This is a genomic window from Streptomyces canus 299MFChir4.1 (assembly GCF_000383615.1).
Taxonomy (GTDB): domain Bacteria; phylum Actinomycetota; class Actinomycetes; order Streptomycetales; family Streptomycetaceae; genus Streptomyces; species Streptomyces canus_C.
On the sequence record NZ_KB911589.1, the window covers coordinates 22,941 to 40,358 of the forward strand.

General features: G+C 67.3%; 21 protein-coding genes. 17 read left to right on the top strand and 4 right to left on the bottom strand.

The annotated features are described in order from the left end of the window. Window position 1 precedes the first annotated feature (1 nt). From H293_RS0119960 to H293_RS53775, 15 genes are all read left to right on the top strand, one after another. Window positions 2–361 carry a TadE/TadG family type IV pilus assembly protein gene (locus tag H293_RS0119960; RefSeq protein ID WP_028808018.1) on the top strand — a complete coding sequence of 120 codons (360 nt, stop codon included), beginning with the start codon at window positions 2–4 and terminating at the stop codon, window positions 359–361. 13 nt (window positions 362–374) lie between these two features. Next, on the top strand, window positions 375–1,712 hold the full coding sequence (locus tag H293_RS0119965; protein ID WP_020119622.1) for a CpaF family protein: 1,338 nt from the start codon (window positions 375–377) through the stop codon (window positions 1,710–1,712). A gap of 11 nt (window positions 1,713–1,723) precedes the next feature. Then, window positions 1,724–2,668: a type II secretion system F family protein gene (locus H293_RS0119970; RefSeq protein WP_020119623.1), complete on the top strand. Its 945-nt coding sequence runs from the start codon at window positions 1,724–1,726 to the stop codon at window positions 2,666–2,668. Between the two features lie 16 nt (window positions 2,669–2,684). Next, window positions 2,685–3,572 carry a DUF5936 domain-containing protein gene (locus H293_RS0119975; RefSeq protein ID WP_028808019.1) on the top strand — a complete coding sequence of 296 codons (888 nt, stop codon included), beginning with the start codon at window positions 2,685–2,687 and terminating at the stop codon, window positions 3,570–3,572. A gap of 156 nt (window positions 3,573–3,728) precedes the next feature. After that, window positions 3,729–5,081, top strand: a complete 1,353-nt coding sequence (locus H293_RS0119980) for a sensor histidine kinase (protein ID WP_020119625.1) — start codon at window positions 3,729–3,731, stop codon at window positions 5,079–5,081. Window positions 5,082–5,113: 32 nt separating this feature from the next. Next, window positions 5,114–5,926, top strand: coding sequence for a response regulator (locus H293_RS0119985; RefSeq protein WP_020119626.1), 813 nt, complete (start codon window positions 5,114–5,116; stop codon window positions 5,924–5,926). Between the two features lie 112 nt (window positions 5,927–6,038). Then, a complete protein-coding gene (locus H293_RS0119990; RefSeq protein ID WP_199790182.1) occupies window positions 6,039–6,200 on the top strand; it encodes a Flp family type IVb pilin in 162 nt (53 codons plus the stop codon). Next, window positions 6,197–6,799 carry a pilus assembly protein TadG-related protein gene (locus H293_RS0119995; RefSeq protein ID WP_063746924.1) on the top strand — a complete coding sequence of 201 codons (603 nt, stop codon included), beginning with the start codon at window positions 6,197–6,199 and terminating at the stop codon, window positions 6,797–6,799. The genes H293_RS0119990 and H293_RS0119995 overlap by 4 nt, the downstream gene beginning before the upstream one ends. 33 nt (window positions 6,800–6,832) lie before the next feature. Further along, window positions 6,833–7,408 (top strand): hypothetical protein, encoded by a 576-nt coding sequence (locus tag H293_RS0120000; protein ID WP_028808021.1) that lies wholly within the window; start codon window positions 6,833–6,835, stop codon window positions 7,406–7,408. Between the two features lie 8 nt (window positions 7,409–7,416). Beyond that, a complete protein-coding gene (locus H293_RS0120005; RefSeq protein ID WP_020119630.1) occupies window positions 7,417–8,046 on the top strand; it encodes an OmpA family protein in 630 nt (209 codons plus the stop codon). Between the two features lie 72 nt (window positions 8,047–8,118). After that, window positions 8,119–8,400, top strand: a complete 282-nt coding sequence (locus H293_RS49765) for an Arc family DNA-binding protein (protein WP_020119631.1) — start codon at window positions 8,119–8,121, stop codon at window positions 8,398–8,400. After that, window positions 8,397–8,789: a PIN domain-containing protein gene (locus H293_RS0120015; RefSeq protein ID WP_020119632.1), complete on the top strand. Its 393-nt coding sequence runs from the start codon at window positions 8,397–8,399 to the stop codon at window positions 8,787–8,789. The genes H293_RS49765 and H293_RS0120015 overlap by 4 nt, the downstream gene beginning before the upstream one ends. A 153-nt stretch (window positions 8,790–8,942) precedes the next feature. Further along, complete coding sequence (locus H293_RS0120020; protein WP_020119633.1) at window positions 8,943–9,281, top strand: hypothetical protein; 339 nt, start codon at window positions 8,943–8,945, stop codon at window positions 9,279–9,281. 59 nt (window positions 9,282–9,340) lie between these two features. Beyond that, window positions 9,341–11,608 (top strand): DUF6571 family protein, encoded by a 2,268-nt coding sequence (locus tag H293_RS0120025; RefSeq protein ID WP_020119634.1) that lies wholly within the window; start codon window positions 9,341–9,343, stop codon window positions 11,606–11,608. Beyond that, entirely contained in the window at window positions 11,601–12,164 is a 564-nt protein-coding gene (locus H293_RS53775; protein WP_158694429.1) for a hypothetical protein, read from the top strand. Before H293_RS0120025 ends, H293_RS53775 begins: the two co-directional genes overlap by 8 nt. 20 nt (window positions 12,165–12,184) lie before the next feature. On the opposite strand, the gene H293_RS0120035 is transcribed toward H293_RS53775, so the two are convergent. Continuing rightward, window positions 12,185–12,592 (bottom strand): ATP-binding protein, encoded by a 408-nt coding sequence (locus H293_RS0120035; RefSeq protein WP_020119636.1) that lies wholly within the window; start codon window positions 12,590–12,592, stop codon window positions 12,185–12,187. A 236-nt stretch (window positions 12,593–12,828) separates the two neighbouring features. On the opposite strand from H293_RS0120035, the gene H293_RS0120040 reads away from it, so the two are divergent. Both H293_RS0120040 and H293_RS54970 read left to right on the top strand, forming a co-directional pair. Beyond that, on the top strand, window positions 12,829–13,665 hold the full coding sequence (locus H293_RS0120040) for a helix-turn-helix domain-containing protein (protein WP_020119637.1): 837 nt from the start codon (window positions 12,829–12,831) through the stop codon (window positions 13,663–13,665). A gap of 7 nt (window positions 13,666–13,672) precedes the next feature. Further along, window positions 13,673–13,885, top strand: coding sequence for a DUF397 domain-containing protein (locus H293_RS54970; protein WP_078612624.1), 213 nt, complete (start codon window positions 13,673–13,675; stop codon window positions 13,883–13,885). A gap of 48 nt (window positions 13,886–13,933) precedes the next feature. Here H293_RS54970 and mycP read toward each other — a convergent pair whose 3' ends face one another. The 3 genes from mycP to H293_RS0120060 form a co-directional block, all read right to left on the bottom strand. After that, on the bottom strand, window positions 13,934–15,256 hold the full coding sequence (mycP, locus tag H293_RS0120050) for a type VII secretion-associated serine protease mycosin (protein WP_259294498.1): 1,323 nt from the start codon (window positions 15,254–15,256) through the stop codon (window positions 13,934–13,936). A gap of 82 nt (window positions 15,257–15,338) precedes the next feature. Continuing rightward, a complete protein-coding gene (locus H293_RS0120055) occupies window positions 15,339–16,730 on the bottom strand; it encodes a ubiquitin family protein (protein WP_020119640.1) in 1,392 nt (463 codons plus the stop codon). A 54-nt stretch (window positions 16,731–16,784) separates the two neighbouring features. After that, a complete protein-coding gene (locus H293_RS0120060; RefSeq protein ID WP_020119641.1) occupies window positions 16,785–17,105 on the bottom strand; it encodes a hypothetical protein in 321 nt (106 codons plus the stop codon). Window positions 17,106–17,418: the final 313 nt, after the last annotated feature.

Here is a 17,418-nt window from a genome sequence, read left to right on the forward strand (position 1 = left end):
GATGTCGTACTCAGGGAAGAGCCGAGAACACCGCGACCGCGGCCAAGTGGCCCTCGAATACCTGGGCTTCATCCCGATCCTGATCCTCGTCGCGATGGCCGGCGTCCAGATCGGGCTCATCGCCTACACCGCCCAGCAGGCCGGCACGGCGGCCAGGGCCGGGGCGCGGGCCGCCTCGCTCGACCTGAGCGCGCAGGACGGCTGTGTGAACGCGATCAGCGACTGGCTCTCCGTCGACTGCGCCGAGGGCGGGGGCGGCGACTCGGTCACCGTCACCGCCACCGTCCAGATCCCGTCGATCGTCCCCGGCTGGGACTTCGACCCCGCCGTCAAGACCGCCACCATGCCGCTCGACCACTGAACGAGGTACCCCCATGAGTCTGCGGTCCCGCATCAACACCCCCGAGGAGAACGGCAGCCGGGGCGAGGACGGCCACCTGGTCTCCTCCTACCGGGCCAAACTCCTCGAGGAGATCGACCTCGCGGAGATGAGCTCGCTGGCGGCCGCCGAGCGCCGGGCCCGCCTTGAGCGGGTGCTCGGGCACATCATCAGCCGCGAGGGACCGGTCCTGTCGACCGTCGAACGCTCGCAGCTGATCCGGCGGGTGGTCGACGAGGCGCTCGGCCTCGGCATCCTGGAACCGCTGCTCGAAGACGCCTCCATCACCGAGATCATGGTCAACGGCCCGGACTCGATCTTCGTCGAACGCGGCGGCCGGGTCGAGCAGTTGCCGTTGCGCTTCCCGTCCCACGACCAGCTGATGCAGACCATCGAGCGAATAGTCTCCACGGTCAACCGGCGCGTGGACGAGACGAACCCGATGGTCGACGCGCGCCTGCCGTCCGGCGAACGCGTGAACGTCATCATCCCGCCGCTCTCCCTGACCGGCGCGATCCTCACGATCCGCCGCTTCCCGCGCTCCTACACGCTCCAGGAACTGGTCGGCTTCGACTCGCTCGACGAGAACATGCTGTACCTGCTCGCCGGCCTGGTGCAGGCGCGCTTCAACATCATCGTGTCGGGCGCCACGGGCACCGGCAAGACGACCCTGCTCAACGCGCTGTCCGGGCTCATCCCGGAGGGCGACCGGATCATCACCATCGAGGACTCGGCCGAACTCCAGCTCCAGCAACGGCACGTGGTCCGCCTTGAGGCACGGCCGCCGAACGTGGAGGGCCAGGGCCGGGTCACCATCCGGGACCTGGTCCGCAACTCGCTGCGCATGCGCCCCGACCGGATCGTGGTCGGCGAGGTCCGCGGCGGCGAGTCCCTCGACATGCTCCAGGCGATGTCGACGGGCCACGACGGCTCCCTCGCCACGGTCCACGCCAACAGCGCCGAGGACGCGCTGATGCGGCTGAAGACGCTGGCGTCCATGTCGGAGGTGGAGATCCCCTTCGAGGCGCTGCACGACCAGATCAACAGCGCGGTCGACGTGATCATCCAGCTCACCCGGTTCGCCGACGGCGCCCGCCGGATCACCGAGATCGCCCTGCTCGACAGCAACGGCAGCGAGCCGTACCGGCTGGCCACGGTGGCCCGCTTCGACGCCCAGCCCATGGCGGCGGACGGCCGGATCTACGGCCGCTTCGCGTACTTCCCGCTCCCGCGCCGCGCCGTCGACCGCCTCTACATGGCGAGCCAGCCCACGCCCCAGGCCTTCGGGGTGGCCCAGTCCGCAGCCCAGTTGGCCCTCCGAGAAGCCAGGTAGGACCCCCTCCCATGGACCTCCAGACCCTAGTCAAGCTCACCGTCGGCGCCACCCTGCTGACGTGCGCCCTCGCCGTCGTGGGCGTCCACGTCTATGCCAAGGGACGGGCGCAGCGGGCGGCCCTGGTCGACCGGCTGACCGCCGCGGGCCAGGTGCCGTACACCGGCCGCCGCCGGCACTTCCGCGACCTGGACCGCCGGCTGCGCCGGACCCGGCTCGGGCGGGAGCTGGAACTGCGGCTGGCGGCGACGGGCCTTGACGTGACGCCGGGCGAGTTCTTCGCGGCGATGATCGGGCTCGTCGGCGGACTGTGGCTGATCGGCCAGGCGACCCTGGCACCCTTCTTCGGCCCGCTGGCCGGCCTCGCGGGCGTCTGGGCGTCGGTGCAGTTCCTCAACTGGCAGCGCCAGAAACGCATCGAGAAGTTCATCAACCAACTCCCGGAACTGGCACGCATCCTGGCCAACGCCACCCACGCCGGCCTCGCCCTGCGCACCGCGATCGGCATGGCGGCGGAGGAGCTGGAGGCCCCGGCCGGGGAGGAACTGGCCAACGTGGCCAACCAGTTGGCGGTGGGCGTGGCGATGGAGGACGCCCTCGACGAGATGGCGAAGCGGCTGCCGTCCCGGGAACTGGTGGTCCTGGTGACGACCCTGGTCCTGTCGAACCGGGCGGGCGGCCAGGTGGTCAGCGCCCTGAGGAACCTGACCGAGACGCTGGAGGAACGCAAGGAGACCCGGCGCGAGGTCCGCACCCAGCTCTCCCAGGTGAACATGACCTCGTACGCCGTCCCGGTGCTGGGCATCGGCTCGCTGTTCCTGATGAACGGCGTGAAGGACGGCGCGCTGGAGCGGATGACGGGCTCACCGCTCGGCCAGGGCGCGGTGATCATCGCGTTCGCCCTCTACGCGGTGGGCTTCGTACTGATCCGCCGCATGTCGCGGATCGACGTCTGAGGAGGGTACGGCTGTGATCGCTGTCGGGCTGGCCCTGTTGATGGCCGTGAGCGTGTGGGGCGTCTTCGCCGGCATCCGCATGTACCGGGCGGAGGCGAAACTGCCGAACGACCTGGTGCTGGCACTGGAGGTCGGATCGACCCGCACCGGCGCGGTCGACTCCCTGATCGACCGCATGGGCATGCGCTACGCGCCCACCGTCCTGCGTCTGATGGGCCCCAAGCAGGTCGCCAAGTACCGCCGCAAGATCGACCTCGCGGGCAACCCCGGCGGCCTGACCATCAACCGCTACGCGGCCCGCAGGGCGGTGTACGGCTTCCTCGGCACCGTGGGTTTCCTGGTCTTCCTCCTCCGCGGCCAGATCCTGGTGGCCCTGCTCCTGCTGGCCTTCGGGGCGTTCTGGACGGAGGTCGGCATCTGGTCGGCGATCCGGGTCAGGAAGGACGTCATCGAGCGCACGCTCCCCGACTTCCTGGACGTGCTGGCGGTGGTGGTGAGCGCGGGCCTGGGCTTCCGCCAGGCACTGGACCGGGTGGCCTCCAAGTACGAGGGCCCCTGGGCGGACGAACTGCGCATCACACTCCGCCAGATGGACCTGGGCATGAGCCGCCGCCAGGCCTTCGCCGAGCTGCGCCGCCGCAACGACTCGGAACAGGTCGCGATGTTCGTGACGGCGCTCCAGCAGGGCGAGGAACTGGGCGCCCCCATCGTGGACACCCTGGTCTCCCTGGCCAAGGACATGCGCCGCACGGACGCCCAGAACGCCCGCCGCAAGGCCGCCCGCGCGGTCCCCAAGGCCACCATGATGATCACCACCTTCATGGTCCCGGCCACGCTGCTGCTGCTGGCCGCGGGCCTGCTGCTCGGCTCGGGCACCGACTTCGGCACGATCACGGGGAAGTAGGGGGCGGCTGTGTCGATGACGGGTGCGCGGAGGACGGGGCGGGGGAGCGGGGCGAGGCCGGCGCCGACGTGCGGGCCGGAAGCCGGGTCCCGGCCCGCGGGTGACGCCCGGGCGGCGATGCCGGGGTTGCCGCTGGGGGGTGTAGCGACGGAGGGCGTGAACGGGCGCGAGGCCGCCGACGGTGATCAGCCTCCGCAGCGGTCACTCGCATCCGACGACGACGGCCGCGGGGGTGGTGCGGGTGGGAACACCGACGACGCGCACCCCCACGCACCCGCACTCGACATCCAGGTCAACGCCCTGCAGGCCATGTGCCGCCAGGTCTTCGGCTTCCGGCTGGCCATGATCGCCCTCGCCGCCCCCGCCGCCCTCCTCAACGCCAACCCCGGCCTCGGCACCCGCCTCGTCGGCGCCGCGGTGGTCATCACCTTCATCACCTCCTACGCCCTCTTCCGGGACTGGGAACGCTTCGGCCCCCTCCTCCTGCGCCACCCCACCCTCCTCGCCGCGGACACCCTCTTCGCCAGCCTGCTCCTGATCTCCGCGGGCCCCGACACCACACTCGCCTACGTCAGTGTCTGCACCCCGCTGCTGGCCGGCATCGCGTACAGCTGGCGCGGCGCCGCGGTCTTCGCGTCCCTCCAGTCCCTGATCCTCCTGCTGGCCCAGACGGCCCTCCCGCACCCGAACACCACCCCCGCGAACTTCCTCCTCCTCCCTGGCTTCTGCGTGATCACGGGCGCGGTCGGCTCCACCCTGCGCAACCTCCTGCTCCGCTTCGGCACCGCGACCCAGGCCCTGACCGCGATGAAGGCCCGCCTGGCCGTGACGGAGGCGATCGGCGAGGAACGAGCCCGACTGGCACGGGAGATGCACGACTCGGTGGCGAAGACCCTCCACGGCGTGGCCCTGGCGGCCGAGGGCCTGGCGGCGTCGGCGGCAGCCCCCGCCCCGGACCCGGCCCTGCTCAAGGAGCAGGCCGAACTCGTGGCCCGGGCGGCGCGCAGAGCGGCGACCGAGTCCCGCGAACTCCTCACCGACCTGCGCCGGGACCCCGCCCCCACCACAGACGTGCTGGAGGAACTTGCCACCCGCACACGGAACTTCAGCGCCCGCACCACGCTCCCCACCACCTACCGGGCCCCCGACCGCCCCCACTCCGAACTGGCCGTCCCCCACCCGGTGGCCCGCCAACTCCTCACCATCACCGAGGAGGCGATGGAGAACGCCCACCGTCACGCCGAGGCCACGCGCATCGAGGTCACGGCGGACATCGACCCCGACCGTGAACTGCTCAGCATCAGCGTCCAGGACGACGGTCGCGGCCTCCCACCGGACACCACCCTCGACGCACTCCGCCGCTCCGGCCACTTCGGCCTGGTCGGCATGGTGGAACGCGCCGAGTCGGTGGGCGCCCGTATCCACATCGGCGAGGGCGCCGACGCGAAGGGCACGGAAGTACTCCTCGAACTGCCCCTGTCACCCCCGCGGCCGGAGCCGGACCGATGACCCCCCACCCCACCCCGAGAGGAGGCCGCGACATGCCGGACGCCCCCCAGCACCCCACTGCACCGATCGCACTGTTCCCCACGGCCTTGGCCCCGGTCCCGGCCCCGGCCACCCCCGTCCGGATCGTCGTCGCCGACGACAACCCGGTGGTCCGAGCGGGCCTCACCGCCCTCCTCTCGGGCCGCGCCGACATCACGGTCGTGGCGGAGGCCGCGGACGGCCGGGAGGCGTACGAGGCCGCGAGCCTGCACCGCCCGGACGTGGTCCTGCTCGACGTCCGCATGCCGGGTGTGGACGGGCTCTCGGCGCTCCCGTACCTGGTGCCGATGGCCCCGGTGCTGATGCTGACGTACAGCGGAGAGCCGGAGACCGTCCAGGAAGCGCTGCGCAGGGGAGCCGATGGCTACCTCGTCCACGGCGAGTTCACCGCGGACCAGCTCGCCTCGGCGGTACGGGACACCGTGCAGGGCCGCACCCACCTCACCCCCACGGCGGCGGGCGCCCTGCTGACCCACCTACGCGATGCGAATGCACACGTAAATCCCCATGTCCCGTCCTCCGCACAGCAAATCCCCCTCAAAAGCCTTTCGCAACTGCAACCATCTATGAGACAGTCGTCATCGGACAGGTCGCGTTTCCAACTCAGCGCGAGGGAGGCGGAGATCATGGACCTCATCGCATCCGGCATGACCAACCAGCAGATCGCCGCCGCCTGCTTCATCAGTGAGAAGACGGTCAAGAACCACATCAACCGCATCTTCGCCAAGCTCCACAGCACGAGCCGCTCCGAGGCCGCCGCGAAGTGGCTGGGCACGGCGCCGAGTTCGGGCCGAGGGGTGGGGTGAGCCGTGCCGATGCGAGCTTGGGCCCGGATTTGGGCCCTGGGACCCTGCGCCGACCGCAACCGGCGGGTCTACGCTCCGGTGGCCGATGGCGGCGACACCGAAGGGTCTCACGATGAGCAACCGGTTCAACGACGACAAGGGTCAGACCGCGGTCGAGTACCTGGGCATCATCGCGGTGGTGGTGGCGATCGTGCTGGCGATCACGGGGACGGACATCGGTCAGGCCATCTACGACGCCATCGTGAACAAGATCGACGAGGTCATCGGCGCCTGACGCGGGGCCCTCGGCACAACGACGCAGGGCAGGCTTTCCCCATCTACATCACGGTGGTGGCGGGCCTGCTCTTTCTCGCGTTCGCCTTCCTGGCGGTCGGCCAGGCCGGGGCCAACCGGAACGGCGCCCAGACGGCGGCCGACGCGGCGGCTTTGGCGGCAGCTCTGGACACACGGGACCAACTCAGGGACGAGTGGGTGAAGAACGTACTCGATCCCACGAAGTGGCAGGACATTCTCGACGGCCTCGGGGTGCCGTTCGACGGCTGTGCACGGGCGGACCAACTGGCCGCACAGAACGACGCCACGGTCGACTGCGCGGTGCTGCCGGGGTTGCCCCCGGGCTACAAGGTCGAGGCGACGACCAACAAGACTGTCGGCGATTCCATCGTCCCCGGCACCGAGAACAAGCGGTCGGTTCAGCGGGCTACCGCCGTCATCGAACCGGCCTGCGAGTTCGAACTCCCGGGTGAGGACGCCAACGCCGACGTCCTGCCGACGCTCACGTGTGCGGGCGGCGAGCAGTGGAAGCTGGACCCGACGGATCTCAAGAATCTCCCGAAGCCCGAGGATCTCTTCGATGTCCATCTTGCCGACTGACAGACGACAACGAGTGGTGAAGGAAGCCCAGTGATGAGCATTCGGTTCACGGCGAAGGCCCGTAGGGGGATGATCGCGCTGACGATCGCGGCCGGTCTGGCCGTCGGCGTGGCCGGTTGCGGCAGTGGAGGCGACGACAAGAAGCCGGAAGCATCCGCGTCGGCTTCCAGGAGCGGCGATTCCGGCGCGAGCACGCAGGAGGGGTCGGACGAGACCGTCGCCGAACTCAAGGGCGAGGACGGGCTGATCCTGCAGATCGCCTCCGTGCAGCGGGACTCCGGGGGGTTCCTCACGGTGAGCGGCGAGATGAAGAACGACGGCGACAAGGCGGCCCGCGTCTCGGTACGGACGGCAGGCGACGAGACTGAGATCATCAGGCACGGTTCGTCACTGGGCGGTGCGACACTCGTCGACTCCAAGTCCAAGAAGCGCTACTACGTCCTGCGCGACACCGACGGCCGGCCTCTGACGACGACTGGCATGCCGAGAATCGAGGCGGGCGCGTCCATCCCGGTGTTCATGCAGTTCCCGGCCCCCCCGACCGCCACGACCGAAGTCACCTTCCAACTCCCCACCTTCGCCTCCGCCCCCATCCAGATCTCCGGATGACGCCCACCATGCCCGCCACCCGAACCCCACCCCGCCTCGCCCTGGCCATCACGGTCGCCTCGCTCATGGCGGCCCTGACCCTCACCCCGGCCCAGGCCGACGACAGCCCCAGCGTCCCCCCGGGCACCGAGCCCTCCGCCACCGCACCCGTCGAGGTGGACCCCAACGACCCGGACCTCAAGCTCCCGGAAGGCGCAACCCTCGCCGCACCGAAGGTCCTGGACATCAAGCAGGTCGTGGAGGACCAGAGCGGGGACGAACGCCGCGAGGACACCAACGCGGACGTGAAGTTCGCCCTCCAGGCGGAGGTCCTGTTCGGCAAGGACAGCGCGAAGCTGAACGGCGATGCGAGAGCCCGTATCTCCGCGATCGCGGCGGAGATCAAGAACCAGCACGCCACCCGGATCCGCGTCTTCGGCTTCACCGACAACCTGGGCAGCTACGCCCACGGCCGCACCCTCTCCCGCCAGCGCGCCAACGCCGTACAGGACGTCCTGGACCAGGAGTTGAAGGACTCGGGCATCACCTACGAGGTCCGCGGCTACTCCGAGGACTACCCGATCGCCTCCAACGCCACGGAAGCGGGCCGCAAGAAGAACCGCCGGGTGGAGGTGTCGTTCCCGCGGGGGGAGAACTGAGTCAGGCCGGTCGAGTGCACAGCCCGCAGCTCTTCGCGATGCGCCGATGTATACGTGGCGTATACTGACCTCATGTCCGACGTCATGATCCGCGTGCCTGCCGAAGTCCGTGACCAGCTCGCCGCAGTGGCGGAGGCGCGGGGGACGAGTCTCCGTGCGCTGATGCAGGAAATAGCAGCGCAGACGCTGACCCCGGAGCAGATCATGGAGCGCGCGGACCGGACTCGCGCCATCCTCGCCGAGCGGTTCGGGCATTACGTCACGGACGAGGAATCCGCCGAGATGCGCCGCAAGATGCGGGAGGCCACGGCTGCGCACCGGGCTGTTCTCGCGGAGGCGGAGTCATCGCGTTGAACCAGATCGAGCACTGTGTCCTCGACAGCTCCACACTGCTGGCGATGGGTGGCAACAAGCACGTTTCCGGCCTCATCCACGGCGCGGCGTCAAGCGATGACGTGCGCCTATGGGTGCCGGTCCTGGGCCTCGTGGAAGCCGAGCGAGAGCGCGGGGGGATCGTGGCCCACGTAGGCGTATTGCTGGACGTTCTCCGCATCGTCGACGACGACTACGCGCTGGCCGTGACCGTGGCCGAACTGCACCGCGACGGCGTCCCCCTCGGTGTCGCGGCAGCCGCACACGTGGCACGACCGAACGTGATGCTCCCGGAGGGGGCGCTGGTGGCCACTGTGGCTCCGGAAGCCTATGCAGGGCTCGGCGTCGGAATCATGGACTTGAACCGCTGACGCGCCTGCGCCCTGAGAGCGGAATCCAGTCAAACCCCCACGGGAGGCCGCGCATCGCGATGATATTTTGCTTACGCATCGCAGATGAATTTGCTTTTACCTATCGAAAACTTCCGCCGCATATGGAGCGGGAGCCGACTCGGGGGACAGGACATGTCTGGCGGAACGGACATCGAGGATTCGGCGGCTTTGAACCGTGCGGGTACCGGTGCGCAGGAGATGGCGGGGCGGACGAGGGCGACCGGCGCCCACCCGGTGGACGAGACTCGCTCGGCGTCCAGGGACTTCGGCAGTGGCAATTGGGACGGTGGTCTCGGCGGAGCACTCGGCGGCCTGGCGGAGACCTGGTCGAGCCAGGTCTCGGCGCTCGCGTCCACGTGCGAGAGCCTCTCCCGCCAGTGCGGCGGCTCGGGCCTCCTCTACCAGAGCACGGAGACAGCGAACACGCAGACGATGCGCTCCCTGTCCGGCAAGCCTTCGCCCTTCGGTTGACCCGGGGTCCGAACCCGCCGCCCACCGCGACCACCACACCACGGGGACACACCACAGCCATGCCGACGTACGAGCAGCTGTACCACCTCAACCTCAGCAACCTCAAAGCGGCCGCCGACCGCTGGCGCGAGACGGCCACCAAGTTCAAGGGCCTGCACACCGCGTACGGCGACGAGGTCGCGGCGCCCTTCAAGCAGGCCGGCTGGCACCAGCCCGTACTGACGGCTGCCAAGGCCGACAGCGACGTACGCGCCGCCCAGCAGGAGTTTGAGGATGCCCAGAAGGAGGCGGAGGGGATCGCCGGAGTCCTCACCTCGCTCCACACCGAGTTGCAGAAGGCCAAGACCAAGCTCCACCACCTCGCCGAGGTCGAAGCACCGAAAGAGGAGTTGCACGTCAGCGCCACCGGTGTCGTCACCCCGCGCAACGACGCCAACCAGCAGACCTGGGCCCACCACGACCCCGACGGCCAAGCCCTCATCCGCGAACAGCAACAGGCCTGCGACGCCTTCGCCCGCCGTATCGAAGCCGTCCTCCAACAGGCCGCCGACGCCGACGAAACGGCGTGCTGGGCCCTGCGCCGCGACCTCGGCGGCTACACGGACGACTTCAACTCCAAGGTCGTCATGTCCCTGGACTCAGCCGACGCCACTCACGCGGCCGAGCTTATGAAGAAGGGCGACAAGCTCACCGACACCGAACTCACCGAGCTCAACCACCTGCTGAAGTCCAACCAGGGCGACGCGGAGTTCTCCACGACCTTCTACAAGCAGCTCGGCCAGAAGGGAACCCTCCAGCTCTACGGCCAGCTCGCCCTGCAGACCGCCGACGCGAGCGACGGACGCAAGGCGTTGCTCCAGGAGTTGCAGCGCAACATGGGCAACAACCTGGCCACCGCCACCAACCCGGGCAAGACCCCGCACCTGGACGAGCAGTGGACCGCCGACCTGCGCAAACTCGGTACCCAGCACATCGCGCTGTACCCGGACAGCATGCGCGAGGGCCCCTACGGCTACCAGCTCCTCGGCGGCATCCTCCGCTACGGCGACTACGACTCCTCCTTCCTCACCCCCATCGCGGAGCACGTCACCCAACTCCACGCCAAGGACCCGTACTTCTTCGCCGGAACGAAGTCTGATTTCGGAGGCCCGGAGTACGGCTTCAACCCCTCGGGCAAGAACGGCGCGGGCTACGACCCCATGAACAGCGTCCTGGAGGCGTTGGGACACAGCCCGCAGGCGGCCACCGACTACTTCACGCCACCTATGGAGAAGTACGCCGAGGACGGCACCCACAAGGGCGAGCTTGCCAACATCGACGGCGCGAACAGCTACCTGGACTACCTCGTCAACAAGGACTACGAGTCCTTCCCCGACATCACCGGCCACGACCCCGACGCCGTGGAGAAGTCCATGAACGACTTCCCCGACTCCCTGGGGCACGCCCTCGAAGCAGGTACCACGGGACGTCCCTGGGACGGCGACCCCAACGCCGACTCCGTCCCGCACACCGACGACCAGGCCACCCTGACCCGCCAGATCGTGGACAAGTTCGGCGGGGAGGAAGGCCCTGAACTCCTCAATGGCAAGGACGGTGCCCCCTTCGAAGCGGCCCGCGACAGCCTGGGCAACATCGCGGCCGAATACATGGGGGACGTACAAAGCGCTGTGTCGGGCCACGACGATCTGCCGGTGGCTGGTACCTCGGCCGACTTGCAGGCGTCGACCACGGAACCCTTTCTCGCTGCCGTCGGACAGGATCCGGATGCCTATGCCGCGATCACGGGGGCGCAACAGGCCTACACGAGCGGCATCGTTGACAAGGTGATCAATGGCGACTCCGAATCCACTGTGGACGACACTGAGCGCGTCAAGCAGGCTGTAGCACCCGGTTCCATCGTGGCGGGCATCATGAGCGAGGCTCGCGCGGATGCGGTATTCGACACGCACCGAGCCAGCGATGCCGACTTCAATGAGTCGGCCGAGACGGCCAGTAAATGGGTCGGCCGAGGCCTTGGCCTGGCGACTGGGGCTATCAAGGTGCCGGTTGTCGGAGATATCGCAGGCTGGGCCGTAGAAGATATTCAGAGCAGCGTGATGGAGAGCATTCAACGGGACACGACTACGGAGGCACGGTACGAGGCGGGGCTCGAGTACACCGCAGGTCGGGAGAGCACCCAGGATGCGGCAGCGGCCGCGGTAGACCGCGCGACAGCGAATGGCCGCTTGAACCAGGACACGATTGATGACCTTCGCAAGGCCGCTGTCACCCAGGCGGGGGCAAGCCATTCCGAGGGGTCTCAGTGGGAGGATTCGCGGCATGGCTGAGCGTCGTAGGAGCACACCAACCGCATGGATTGTGTTGGTGCTAACCTCTGTCGCACTCATGGCGTCCTGCAGCTTGGGCGCGGAGACTCGGGAGTACGCCGTGCCCGACAAGATATGCGGTCTATCGGTCACCCCGAAGCTCGTGCGGCCACTCCTACCGCCCGGGGAGTCTCTTGATGCCGGAACGTCGATGACTGGTGCCGACGACACTCAACGGTGTGAGGTGATGGTCGATGAGGACGCCGCTCTCAAGATCACGGGGCAACGGTATCCGGATGCACTGGGCGTAAGGGACGTTGCCCTGAACTACCTCGGAGTCCCCGCCGACGAGCTTGGACGGGCATACTCTGACGATTCCGTCATGGTCTGGGACTCCCGGATCGTCGGAGTGACCAAGTGCACCAACTATCCGACGGACGCCGCTGGCCGGAGCACCAAGCGGTATTCCGTCACCATTGAGGCGTCTTACCCCGACGCTTCGAAGAGCCGGCGAGAGGCACTGCAGAATCTCCTCCCGCCGTATCTGAAGGCGGCTGCCCGCGCCCTGGGCTGCTGAGAACCTCGGGCAGGGCCTTGCTAGGCGGCTTCCAACTCGAACCACACGTACTTGCCACGGTTGCCGTTCCGGGCCAGCGGCTGCCACCCCCATAGGCCGGCGCATGCCCGCACCAAAGCCAGTCCCCTACCCTCCTCCGCTTCTCCGAGCAGCTCCAACTCCCTTGGTGGCTCCGGAGGTTCGGGGTCGGTATCCCATGCGCCGATCCTGAGTACGTTGGCCGACCAGCAAACCCTGAGCGCGGCAGGCCCCTTGGTGTGACGTACGGCGTTACAGACCAGCTCTGTCGCAAGCAGCTCAGCGGTGTCGACTAGGCGGATCAGACCGTGCATCGTGAGGATCAAGCGCAAAGTGCGACGGCTGATGGTGACCGCTCTGGGATCGTTCGGGATGTACAGCGTGTACTCCCAAGCGGTGCTATCGGGCATGCGTGGACTCCGTATCGGTGATGGGGGTTCGGAGAGCTGCGAGAGTGGCGGGCGGTGGCATTGCCGCAGCCGTCGTGGCAGGACGGAGCGGTGCGCTTCCGGGGTCCCGGTAGTTTCGCAGCGTGTGCGTCGCATCACCGACCGTAGACCTTAGATTTAAGAAACGGCAAGTCGATCGCGTAACCTGACGCCCGAACGAGTCGCGCTCACGGGCGTGTTGAACGGAGAGGTGGTCGATGGTGGCCAAACGTGAGCCCACAGCGCGACAGATGCGCTTGGCGGTCGAATTGCGCAGGCTCCGCGAGGCTGCAGGGCTCAGCGCACGCGAGGCAGCGGCGCTGCTCGGAGTGAACTCCGTCCAGATCAGCCAGATCGAATCGGGTGTCTCGGGAGTGAGCGAGAAGCGGCTGCGCCGACTGGCCGTCAACTACTCCTGCCCGGATATGGAGTTGATCGACGCCCTGGTGGCCATGGCCACTGACCGCACCCAGGGGTGGTGGGAGGCGTACCGTGGCCTACTCCCCACATCGTTCCTGGATATCGCCGAGTTGGAGTACCACTCCACGTATCGGCGCGACGTAGAGTTCCTGTTCATCCCTGGCCTGCTGCAGACGCCCGACTACGCGCGCGCTGCTTTCTCCTCCAGGGTTCCCGAGCTACTCCAGGACGAGCTCGAAGTGCGTGTACAGCACCGAATGGAGCGTCAGCGCATCACCGTCCCGTACGAGGCGATCATCCACGAGGCGGCGCTGCGCATCAGGCTCAGGGACCGCGCAGCGTCGCGTGCCCAACTCACCCGCGCCCTTGAGCTTTCCGAGGTGGACCACATCACCGTGCGCGTGATCCCCTTCGATCTGGACGGCTTCGGCGGAACCTGGACCACCATGATGCTGGCCGGTGGTGCCGTGCCCAGGCTGGACACCGCCGTGCGTGACGCGCCGCACGGTACCGCTTTCGTTGATTCCGAAGCCCAACTCGGCGTCTTTCGAACACTCTTCCGTAACGTGGAAGCCGTGTCACTTGACCCCGAACGGTCCCGTGACTTCATCCACAGACTGAGCAAGGAACTGTGAGGCACCCGTGACCATATCCGACAACTGGCGGCGGTCGTCCTACTCCGGCGGCGGCGACGGCAACAACTGCGTGGAGATCGAAACCAGTCCCACCTGCATAGCCATCCGCGACTCAAAGGCGCCAGCCAGGGCAACGCTCACCCTTCCGGCCGACGCTTTCTCCTCTTTCATCGAAGCAGTGAAAACCCACCCCGGTGGCACCGAGATCGCCAGGTTCTGAGGCTGATCCACCTTCCTCCCTGAGTCGTGGGCGTGGCTGAGCCTGCGGTTACTGCTGGGGTGGCCACTGGCCGTCGGGCAGGGTGGGCTGTTGCTGGTACGGGTTGTGCTGCTGCGGCGAGACAGGCTGTTGGTACGGGTTCTGCTGCGGGTAGGGCTGCTGGCCGTACTGCGGGTAGCCGACGGGCGTGCCAGGACCGGTGGATTCGCCGTTGGTGTTCCTGTTTCGCCTGGATCGCTTCACGATCAGGAGGATGACCAGGCTGATGACGGCCAGGGCCACGACACCGCTGACGGCCCAGATGATCACGGCCTTCTGGTTCGTCTTCTCCTGCTCTTCGACGGATGCGCCGGGTGCGGGAGCGGCGGATTTCTCCTTCAAGGACTCTGGGACGGTCAGGGGGCCGTACTTCGAGCCGGCCGGGATGTTGTCCTTTAGTGCGGCGAGGGGCTGGATGATGCCGTAGCCGTAGCTCTTGTCGGGGAGGGAGAGGCCCTTCTCGGAATCGGGCAGAGCCGCTGTCTTTACGAGGCGGTTGGCGATCTGGCCTGCCGTCAGGTCGGGGAACTTGGATCGGAGGAGGGCGGCTGCTGCTGACGTGTAGGCGGTCGCATCCGATGTGCCGTCTCCTGCGTGATATCCATTTCCAGCGCCGTTGGCGGAGACGATGTTAGTTCCGGGAGCTGTCAATGAGACATGAGGGCCTGAGTTGGATTTCTCCCAGACCTTTCCGTTGTTTGTCACGGCACCCACGCCCAACGCACCCGGTGAAGCTGCCGGGTAGCATTCAGACGAGTTGCCGTCATTTCCTGCGCCGCCCACGATCAGGACATCGTGACTCAATGCGTAGGCTACAGCATCTGAAGTCTTGTCCAACTCGCTCTGGTCCGTGGAATAAAAGCATTGCGACACGTTGATCACAGATGCGCCATGGTCAACGGCGTATCGAATGGCAACATCCGTTCCCGGTCCGTCAGTGCCGTACTCCCGGATCGGTAGAATCTTCGCCTCAGGTGCCAGGCCGATCACGCCATCATTCGTGCCGTGTCCATGTCCTGCGATGATGGATGCCATTGCTGTTCCGTGACTATCGCCTGAATCAGGGGCTGCGCTACCCCCGTCCATGAAGTCCTTGCCTTCGAGGACATTTCCTTGAAGGTCGACGTGACTGGCGTTCACTCCGTCGTCGATAACGGCAACCGTGACATCCTGCCCCTTGGAAAACTTCCACACGGATTCGGCATTGAGCGCCTTCAATGCCCATTGGTCATCTCTGACCTGGTCTGCCGCTGACAGTGGTGCTGCGGCGAAGAGCAGCGCGCCGGTCAGCATGCCGCAGCCCGCGGCGCGAAGTGCCCGGGTGAACCTCATCCGTGTGTCCTCTCCAAGGTTGGTGCGGGAATGGCAGTGAGGAATGCATCCCGCACCTTCCGGTCTACCAGGCACGTCGCGCTTACTCCTCGATGACCCGAGGTGCCACGTTACGCTGCGGGGTCCAGGTCTCCTCATCCTCGACCAAATAGTCGGGACGCTCCCGCTCGCGCTGCTCTTCGTCCTTGAGGCGACCGTTGCGGCCGTTCGGTGCACCCGCGACTCCGCCCTTGCGGACAGCGCCGACTCCTCGACCCGCGGCACCGCGGCTGTTGTGGAGGCCCGAGCCGCCAGCGGTCCCTCTGCCTGTCCCCGCACCCGCACCCGCTTTGGGCGTCCCACCATTGATGCCGCCCGAGTGGCGAGCTGAGCCTCCTGGACGGGCGTTCCCGGCCGCACCCGAACCCGCACCTGCTCCAGCGCGGCCGGCCATGCCGCCCACGCCGGGTCGGCCGACCATCGCTCCGCGCACCCCAGCTACGCCGCCGACGACGCCAGCGCCACCACCGGCGAAGCCAGCGCCACCACCGATGCCGCCGCCGGCGGATCCACTACCGAGACCGCCCCCGCCACTGAGCGTCGGCGTACCGGTGTTGCCACCGGAGATGCCGTCAATCGCCGTGCCGACATTCCGTACCGACGCCGTCGATTGATGCGCTCCACCGGTGGTGTCCAAGGGCGGAGTCTCCGACTTCGACTGGCTGACGGCGCCAGTCCGGGCGTGCCCGGCGGTGTCTGCTGTCGCTTTCTGGGGGCTTCGAGGCGAAGTGGTCGACGGGGTGGCTACCGGCGTGGGCGTAATGCCGCCGGGGTCACCGGGGTAGTCCTTCTCGCTCTCGATCGGTGGCTTCCTGTTCCATGACCCCATAGCTTTCGCCTGCGAATTATAAGAAGCCCCCAACGTCTCCATCTTCGCAGCCATGGCAAGTTGCGCCTCCCGCCCCGCCGACAGATCGTCATGGTTGCGGTCGAGGACTTCCTGGGCGCCCTTCCCGGCAGCGATGTCCTTCTTCATGCCGCTGTCGTCGCCGGTGAATCCGTCGCCCGCGGAATTGAGAAAGCTGGAGACCCTCCCCGGCTTCTCCATCGCCAGGACATCGTCCTTGACCTTGCCCAGCGTGTAAGCGGCGTTCGCCATGGCGAGCGATGTGTGCCCGGCGTACTTGGCCGTGTCGCCGATGCTCTTGCTGACCTGCTTGGACTTCTCGGCGAATCCGTCGGCGGCGGCGCCCTTCCAGTGTGCCTGGATGCGGGCGACCTCCTTCTCGAAGTCGCGCTGGATCGTGGTCAGCTGGGCCTGCACGCCCTTCCAGCCCGTGACGACGTCTTCCACGAGGTCAGGTCTGGCATGGCGGACCATGGCCTGCATCTCGTCCATGTTCTTGCCGCCGGAGAAGGGTGTCGTGTGCTTCTCGTTGAAGCACATGTTCATCTCGACGTAGTCGTAGTCGATGTACTTGTCGTTCTCAGCCATGCCCCTGTGCCCCCTGGTCCCTGCTCGCCTCAGCCGCCGCCGTGTTCACGGCCTCTACTGCCCCGCGTTCGGGAAGCTTGCCTGCGCCGCGTAGTCCGAGTCCTGGTACGCCCCGTGCGTGTACTTCGTCTTCCTGCCGAACTCGTCCATGACCGTGTTCAGGTATTTCACGACGTCCTCGATGTACGTCTTCATCTCGTTGTGGGCGTTGGCGAGTTTGTGTGCCTCGTCGAATCCGGTCCCGAGGGCACCTTCGGGGAGATACGTGTTGGTCGCCGTATCCGTGTTCGCCTTGCCGAGATCGCTCAGTAATTGGTTCAACGCGGCGACGGTCTTCTCGAGTTCGTCGAGATCGACGCTTACTTCTTCAGCCATGCCCAGCTCCCCGTTTGCTCAGTGGTGTCACTCGCGGTCGGTCGTGTCGTGCACGCGTCACGACCGGTGACAGGCGCACCAGGTCTGACCTGCTCCGATTCTAGTGGCGACCACAGACAGAACGAACGCCCCAACGTTCTGTCACGAGACCACGATGAACTCAACTCACCTTGTTCACAAGCAAGATTCAAGGCGGCTCGCGCACGCCCGTACCGGTTGGTGAGGGTGCGTGCGCGAGGTTTGCCGTGTGACTCCGGCAACGCACGCCATGCCCGGCTGGACCGGTACACGATCACCGTGATGTGCTTCGCGA

Bases quoted from the DNA above. Each gene is read 5' to 3' on its own strand.
- H293_RS0120060 (WP_020119641.1), bottom strand. From the start codon at position 17,105: ATGGCTGAAGAAGTAAGCGTCGATCTCGACGAACTCGAGAAGACCGTC.
- H293_RS0120000 (WP_028808021.1), top strand. From the start codon at position 6,833: ATGAGCATTCGGTTCACGGCGAAGGCCCGTAGGGGGATGATCGCGCTG.
- H293_RS0120005 (WP_020119630.1), top strand. From the start codon at position 7,417: ATGCCCGCCACCCGAACCCCACCCCGCCTCGCCCTGGCCATCACGGTC.
- H293_RS0119990 (WP_199790182.1), top strand. From the start codon at position 6,039: ATGAGCAACCGGTTCAACGACGACAAGGGTCAGACCGCGGTCGAGTAC.
- H293_RS0120025 (WP_020119634.1), top strand. From the start codon at position 9,341: ATGCCGACGTACGAGCAGCTGTACCACCTCAACCTCAGCAACCTCAAA.
- H293_RS0120020 (WP_020119633.1), top strand. From the start codon at position 8,943: ATGTCTGGCGGAACGGACATCGAGGATTCGGCGGCTTTGAACCGTGCG.
- H293_RS0120035 (WP_020119636.1), bottom strand. From the start codon at position 12,592: ATGCCCGATAGCACCGCTTGGGAGTACACGCTGTACATCCCGAACGAT.
- H293_RS49765 (WP_020119631.1), top strand. From the start codon at position 8,119: ATGTCCGACGTCATGATCCGCGTGCCTGCCGAAGTCCGTGACCAGCTC.
- H293_RS53775 (WP_158694429.1), top strand. From the start codon at position 11,601: ATGGCTGAGCGTCGTAGGAGCACACCAACCGCATGGATTGTGTTGGTG.
- H293_RS0120055 (WP_020119640.1), bottom strand. From the start codon at position 16,730: ATGGCTGAGAACGACAAGTACATCGACTACGACTACGTCGAGATGAAC.
- H293_RS0119985 (WP_020119626.1), top strand. From the start codon at position 5,114: ATGCCGGACGCCCCCCAGCACCCCACTGCACCGATCGCACTGTTCCCC.
- H293_RS0120040 (WP_020119637.1), top strand. From the start codon at position 12,829: ATGGTGGCCAAACGTGAGCCCACAGCGCGACAGATGCGCTTGGCGGTC.
- H293_RS0119960 (WP_028808018.1), top strand. From the start codon at position 2: ATGTCGTACTCAGGGAAGAGCCGAGAACACCGCGACCGCGGCCAAGTG.
- H293_RS0119965 (WP_020119622.1), top strand. From the start codon at position 375: ATGAGTCTGCGGTCCCGCATCAACACCCCCGAGGAGAACGGCAGCCGG.
- mycP (WP_259294498.1), bottom strand. From the start codon at position 15,256: ATGAGGTTCACCCGGGCACTTCGCGCCGCGGGCTGCGGCATGCTGACC.
- H293_RS0119970 (WP_020119623.1), top strand. From the start codon at position 1,724: ATGGACCTCCAGACCCTAGTCAAGCTCACCGTCGGCGCCACCCTGCTG.